Source organism: Bordetella tumbae, assembly GCF_965139195.1.
GTDB classification, from domain to species: domain Bacteria; phylum Pseudomonadota; class Gammaproteobacteria; order Burkholderiales; family Burkholderiaceae_B; genus Bordetella_A; species Bordetella_A tumbae.
Genome location: NZ_CBCSJH010000011.1, coordinates 147018 through 153863, shown reverse-complemented (window position 1 = coordinate 153863; position 6846 = coordinate 147018). Strand labels below are relative to the sequence as shown.

4 protein-coding genes and 1 pseudogene are annotated in these 6846 nt (G+C 58.2%); 2 read left to right on the top strand and 3 right to left on the bottom strand.

The genetic code is table 11. From position 1 onward, the window contains the following. Nucleotides 1-82 precede the first annotated feature (82 nt). Nucleotides 83-305, bottom strand: a pseudogene (locus ACNA0J_RS14470) (IS66 family transposase); the annotation flags it as partial. A 398-nt stretch (nucleotides 306-703) separates the two neighbouring features. Between ACNA0J_RS14470 and ACNA0J_RS14465 the strand changes: the two are divergent. Both ACNA0J_RS14465 and ACNA0J_RS14460 read left to right on the top strand, forming a co-directional pair. Continuing rightward, complete coding sequence (locus ACNA0J_RS14465; protein ID WP_415819578.1) at nucleotides 704-1252, top strand: lipocalin family protein; 549 nt, start codon at nucleotides 704-706, stop codon at nucleotides 1250-1252. Between the two features lie 759 nt (nucleotides 1253-2011). After that, nucleotides 2012-2896: a Hint domain-containing protein gene (locus ACNA0J_RS14460; protein ID WP_415819577.1), complete on the top strand. Its 885-nt coding sequence runs from the start codon at nucleotides 2012-2014 to the stop codon at nucleotides 2894-2896. A gap of 152 nt (nucleotides 2897-3048) precedes the next feature. On the opposite strand, the gene ACNA0J_RS14455 is transcribed toward ACNA0J_RS14460, so the two are convergent. Continuing rightward, nucleotides 3049-4242, bottom strand: a complete 1194-nt coding sequence (locus tag ACNA0J_RS14455; RefSeq protein WP_415819576.1) for a PepSY-associated TM helix domain-containing protein — start codon at nucleotides 4240-4242, stop codon at nucleotides 3049-3051. Further along, nucleotides 4242-6770 (bottom strand): TonB-dependent siderophore receptor, encoded by a 2529-nt coding sequence (locus ACNA0J_RS14450; protein ID WP_415819575.1) that lies wholly within the window; start codon nucleotides 6768-6770, stop codon nucleotides 4242-4244. Before ACNA0J_RS14450 ends, ACNA0J_RS14455 begins: the two co-directional genes overlap by 1 nt. Nucleotides 6771-6846: the final 76 nt, after the last annotated feature.

Here is a 6846-nt window from a genome sequence, read left to right as displayed (position 1 = left end):
GATCGATCAATTACTGCCGCATAACTGGCAACCGCAAACACCATAAACAGCAACGCCCGCTTATGCGGGCGTGTCAATATGGGATGGCCGGACGCTTACAGTCAAAGACACCAGGTGCATATGCCCAGAGATAGGCGCGATGAGTCTTCTTGTTGCCAGGCTGGAGTCTGCACCGGCGTTTCGTCGGCATGCATCACGCGATGTGCGACGATCGCCTCTTGCCGGTATAGCGGTAGATGGTCGGCGTACTTGGCCACCAATACGTGAGCCACCAAGCCAGTGGTGGCCATCCACTTGTCGATGATATGCTCTTAGATACGTCCTACCGTTTCAAGATGGGTTGTGCCCGGACGTTAACACCAAATTGGCAAGTCTTACATGGTGACAGACAGGGGCGGACGGGTTAACCGGTCCGTCCTTTTTGTCTGCAACTCCAGGTAATATAGCCCTCATCTGCATTAGAGCTTTGGGACCCATCACAATGAACGGATACATCACCGCAGCGTTGCCGCTGCTCATGTGCGCGGTGACCTTTGGCATCATTGGGCTATCCGTGAGCAATCTCACATTTATGTTGTTAGGTGCCGGTATGCTCATTGGAGGAGTACCTCTGCTCGCGATGGGAATGAGTCGGCCTCGAATGGCGAGCAAATAGCTATTCTGGTCACTCCGTTACGCTCACAATATTCATTAGGAGCCCGCCATGAGGCTTTTGATTGCTGTGCCGCTGCTTGCAGTATTCGCCGGCTGTGCGACGCAGACGCACAACTTGCCTACGCAGACTGACGTCAATCTGCAGAAGTACGCGGGAACGTGGTACGAGCAGGCGCGGTTACCAAATCGCTTCCAGGAGGATTGCGCAGGCGATGTCCGGGCCGATTACACCCTTCTCGCCAACGGATCGATCGAAGTCGTGAACCAGTGTCGTACCAGCGACGGAATGACGAAAGTCGCTCAGGGCGAAGGACGATTGGCGACAGCGTTTGATCCGCCAGATCCGGCGCGACTGGAGGTACGCTTCGCACCGAAATGGACATCATGGCTGCCCATGGTCTGGGGTGATTACTGGATCATGCGATTGGAAGGAAACTACCAGTATTCGCTGGTCGGCACGCCAGATCGAAAGTACCTGTGGGTGCTATCCCGGGAACGCCGTGCTGATGACGGGACCGTTCGTCGATTGCTTGACCACGCCAGAACGCTGGGGTTTGATGTGGATAAGGTAGTTCGCACCAAGAACGAATCGAGTTAGCAGGATCTCCGTGGCAACGCGGCGATTGCCAGATCGAATCGCAATGCAAGCCAAAAAGCTACCGCGTTCGTGCAAACAAGAAGATTGAAGACTTGCTCGACCAAAAGAAAGCCGCCCGTAGGCGGTCAATAGCGAGCAAGCGCGCAGCGCTGTTCTTCTAGTTCGTTTTTCAAATTCTCCTGGGCGCTCTGCTCGCGAGTCGCAATCCCAATTCCTGCATGTATTCCCGTAGCTCGTGTTCGGCGGATGTCGCCTGACTCGGAGCGGGAGTGGGGTTGATCAACTGCCGTCCGGCAGCGACAGCGCGCCGAGCGCGTAGTTCGGATTCTGATAAAGGCTTAAGTGTTTGATGGTAGAAAGACTCCATCGCCATCTCCTGATTTGTGCAGCATGAGCGTGAACTGATCGCTCAGGGCTCAATCTTACATGCGGCTCAGGAACGCAACCAACTCAAGAATTGCAAACTTAGTGCGTTAAACGGACTTCGTTCATGAAGTCACGCGCGAGCCCTGCATGACAAGTCGACGCGCAGTACGAGACGTCGAATAAGTCAAGGATTGCAAAGTGTGCAGTCATACGCGACGTTTACCTCGGATTTGAATTTACACTCGCCGCTCGTTCACATCAGTCGCAGAACGACACTCCTTCTGAATAAAACACGCTCTTGGCGAGACGGCATTTCCATGCCTCTGTCGCCGAGCGAAGATGCGTGCGCGGAAGTTTTTTCTTTATCAAATTTTTCTACAGTAGTATCAAAAAATGGCAGATTTAAACGGCCTGCAAGGCCGTATCAATTCAGTTCAGAACAACATCAACAGCCAATCGAGCTACGAATCCGATCTCAACCAACTGGAGCGCCTGAAAGCGGTCGCCGAAGAGTCCAAGGCGCTCGACGATACAGAGCAAGCGCAAATTCGTAATGCCATCGAGAACGCGATTACGAACATCACGAACAATACTTCCCAGAAATACAGCACCGATGTAGACGCGAAATCGGATTTCGATCAAGCGATCGAAGCGGTACGTCACGTTTACGACAACGCTGTATGTTTTACGCGCGGTACGTTGATCGAGACGCCTCAAGGGAGGGTGCCTATTGAGAGCCTCAAAGAGGGAGACCTCGTCAATACGCGGTCTGGGCCTGCGCCGATCAAATGGATAGGCAAGCGCTCGTTTAAAGAAATATCTCAATGGAAAGGCAGCGCCAGGCTGCAGAACTATCCCGTCCGCATCATGAAAGGCGCAATAGGTGATGGGGTTCCGTCGACACAGCTATCCGTGTCTCCGTGGCATCACCTCTATGTCGACAACATTCTTGTGCGTGCGATGGACCTGGTGAATGGCATTAACGTCTATCAAGATTCCTCAATTGATGAGGTCCACTACCTGCATATCGAGCTTGAGCAATTCGATGTCATCGAGGCACATGGTATGTACTCGGAGTCGTGGGCCGACGGTGGCAATAGAGATTTCTTCGAGAACGTGGACGTCGCCGCGCTGCGACCGGAAGAAAGAGAACGACGCCGAGCTTCGCGCCCTGGATTTCAGGTTGTCCGTCCGGGTGACAAGAATGCCCATCTGTTGAAGCTGATCCAGGACGCCGTGAAAGAGCGTGCACCCGCCGCAGTCAAGAAAGCCGCATAACTCCTCAATATGCACCGCGACCAGACGCTCACGACCTTAAAGCAGGTTGTTGGTGTCTGCGAGCGGCGATCTGGCACTGCGGTCTTTCGATGATCCGGTGGGACCCGAACAGCTGCAGCCTGAATACGATGGCAACAGCTGTTCGTCGGCACCTATGACCGCGACTTAGTCGCCGTCCGCGCCCGACGCTTGCGCGCCCATATCACTACGCCGGTCACGCTCAGCGCCGCAACAAAAATCCCCGTGAGCGATATCAATACGCGTCCCGGCGTGCCCAGCAGCCGGCCGGAGTGCAGTGGCAACTGCGCCTGCATGAAGACATCGCCCGCAGTGCCTTGGCCCGGCACCATTTGGTCGAGGATCGCACCCGTGTCTGCGTCCAGGTAGAGCACCTCATTCCCCATGCCGTTTTCATCCCCGTCATTTTCCGGCGTGAAGAACGTCACGCCATAGATGCCGAAGCGCTGTGCATAGAAGAGGGACCCGGCAGGAGCGGCCCAGCCGCGGCGATGGCCCTCGGCCTCGGCTGTCGCGATAGCTTGCTGTCGGTTCACCAGCGGATCGGCCAGTTCGCGCTCGCGATTGCCTTGGCGCGACTGGAATGGCGTGGGCGTCAGGGTCGAGAACATCGACACCAGCGGCCGCATCACTTGCGTTCCCAGATTGAGCGACACCGAGGTCAGGGCCAGCATCAGCAGCAGACCCCACACCCATACGCCTCCGGAGCGGTGGATATCGAAGTTGAGCTTGGCGCCGCCCTGACGCAGCCGGAAGCTCAGTGACTTACGCCAGCTGCGTGCACTGGGAAACGAGATACAGAGCGCCAGAAAACAGTCGATAATCCAGACCGCCGATACCACCCCCATCAGCCACACTCCGAAGTCGATTCCCCAGCCTTTGGGGATGTGCATGGTGTAGTGCAGCTTGTAGAGAAAGGGCAGCAGGTTCTCGCGCGACAGCGATATCTGGCCCCACTGCCGCTTCCCTTGGATTTGGCCGGTGGCCGGGTCCACGGCCAGTTGGTTAAAGCCGAGGCGGTACGGCGCGCCTGTGACGGGATCTATGTGCGCAGCGACGCCCAGCATCGCAGTATGGCCAGACTCGAGCGTCAGTGGCACAAAGCTGACTCGCAGGCGCGGATCAGCCGCCTCGACCCGGCGTGCCAACTCCAAAGGAGAAAGCGGGTTATCCGTCTCACCGGAGGCGGCCACGTACAGGTCGGGATTGGCCCACTCGTCGAGTTCGTGATTCCAGGCGATCACCGCGCCGGTCAGGCCGGCGATGAACAGGAAAGCAGCGATGAACAGGCCGCACCAGCGGTGCAGCACTACCAGCGCGCCGCGCATCAGAACTGGTAGCGCGCCGTCAGCGTCACGCTGCGCGGCTCGCCATAGACATTACTCGGAAAACTCACATTGCCGGACAGCGCGTTGTAGTACTTCTTGTCGAAGACGTTGTTGATGTTGAGCTGCATGTCCAGCTTCGGTGTGGCCTGCCAGCCCACCACCAAGTCGGCCAAGGTGTAGGCGCTTTGGCTGATGCGATAGGGCACACCACTCGTGGTGCCCTCGTTGTAGATGGGGCCTTGGCGGTAGACCGAGCCGCCGATGCGCCAGCCTTGCAGGGCGCCGGACAGTCTATACATCGTCGACAGCTTGAACAGGTGGCGCGGCGTGTCGGTATCGAATAGCTCGCCCACATTGTCGGCATTCGCATCCCTGCGATAGCGCGCGATGGCTACCGTGTAGCCGAGACTCACCTGCCAATTTGGGGTGATGGCGCCCTGCACCTCAAATTCCACACCCTGGCTGCGCACCTTGCCAGCGGTCGAATAGCAGGTGACGGTCGGGTAGCCAGCGCACTGGGTCTGATCGGTGCTGCGGAAGGCACGGTTTTTCTGGTCCATGCGGAACAATGCTGCCGAAGCATTCAGCGCGCCATCGAAGTATTCGCCCTTGATGCCGATTTCGTAGTTTTCACCGATCACTGGATCCAGCAGATTGTTGCTGGCATCCATGTAGTTTTGAGGCTTGAAAATGTCGGTGTAGCTGGCGTAGAGCGAGTGCTGGTCGTTCAGGTCGTAGACAATGCCGGCGTACTTTGTCAGTTGGTTATTGATGCTGTAGCGGTTATGCGCACTGGCGGATGGCGTGTTGGAGGTGAAGCTCGAATAGGTGTTGACGGTGTCGTTGTAGTCGAACCAGTCCAACCGCCCGCCCAATATCAGCTTTAGCCGATCCGTCACATTGAGACGCGTCGTGGCGTATAAGCTTTGCTGGGTGACATTGGCGTCCATCCAGTCCCGCAGCGGGATGTTGGGGTTGGCAACGGCGCTCGGGTCGAAGTCGTAGAGATCGAGATCGTCGTACAGCACTACGCCTTGGCGGCTGTTGCCGTCGAAATCGACATCACGGTAGCTGGCGCCTAGGACCAGCTCATGAGTACGGCCTAGCAGTTCAAATGGGCCGTTGGCATAGAGGTCCACGCTGCTCTGCTTTTCCTTATGGGCGTTACGCGCACCTAATTGACGGTATTTGTCGGTGGTGACGTTGTAATTGAGGTAATGGCCCAGCATGTCGACCTCGGCCTGCGCGTAATAGGCCGAGAGATGCGTACGCCAGCCGTTGTCGAATCGGTGGTCGAGCCCCACGAATGCCGAGGTGGTGTTCTTGTTCCAATGTTCCCAGTCATTGGCATACGATGTGGATCGAGGCAGATCCAGATCACTGCCGTCGCGGGCCACGGGCAAACCGGTGAAGCCATTGCCATGCAGCCGGCTCTCCTGATGCAGCGCGCTGAGCGTGAGCGTGGTGGAGGCGCTCAGATCCTTCTCCAGAATCCCGTAGAACGTCTGGCCACTGCTGTCTTCGCCGCGCTTGTAGCTTCCGTAGTCCTGAGTGGCAATCACCGCGCGGCCGCGCAGACTGCCGTCCTCCGATAGCGGACCGGAGGCGTCCAACTCGGCTCGATAGTGGTCCCAGCTGCCAGCGCTCACGTCGGCGGATACCTGTGGCACATCGGTCGGCCGCTTGCGCACCAGGTTGATGGCGGCCGATGGATTGCCTGCGCCCTGCACCAGTCCAGTGGCACCACGCACGATCTCCACGCGGTCATAGATCGCCATATCGGTGGACAACAGGTCCTGTGACAGATTAGAGCTGTCCAGGCTCACGGGCAGGCCGTCGAACATGATGTTGTCCACGTACATGCCACGCGCATAAAACGAAGCGCGCTCCGGCCCGAAACGACGGTACGTCAGGCCGGGTGCAGCTTGCACCACGTCGTTGATCGTCTGCAGGTTCTGATCCTTGATGAGTTCGCTGGTAATGACGGTGACCGACTGCGGCGTCTCGCGCATGGACAGGTTGAGCCGGGTCGCTGTGCTCATACTGCCGGTGGTGTACGAGTCCGTGCCCTCGGTCGTGGCGTTGGCGGCAGTCGCGCCGGTCACCGTGACCACGGGCAGCGTGGCGGCGTCGGACGCCTCGGATGTCCGCGTAGGGTCGACACGCAGCACAAACGCGCCATTGTCCAGTTGCTCGGCCCGAAGGCCGCTGCCGGCGAGCAATAGGGCCAGCGCGCGGGCGGGTGGATGCCGGCCATTCACGCCGGCCGTGCGTTTGCGCTCGGTCTGCTCGGCGGTGAAGGTCAACATGATGTTGGCCGTGCTGGCTAACTGACGTAACGCGGGAGCCAGCGGCCCGGCGGCAATACTGAAGTCGGCCACGGCGGTCTCGGCAGCACCGGTGGCGCTTTGAGCATGCACGAGGGCCGGTGCGCCGGCTGCGAGGGCGACAGTCAGCGCTAGCGAGGCAAGCGCAACAGCAGATAAATGTGGGCGCTCCGAATCGTGGGCGCGGTGCGGGTTCGGCATGTTCTTCCTCTTGATTGGACCTCCGAAAATTCCGGTCCCTCATAAGGTAGGTGCCGCGAAAACGCCGATCGGGCAG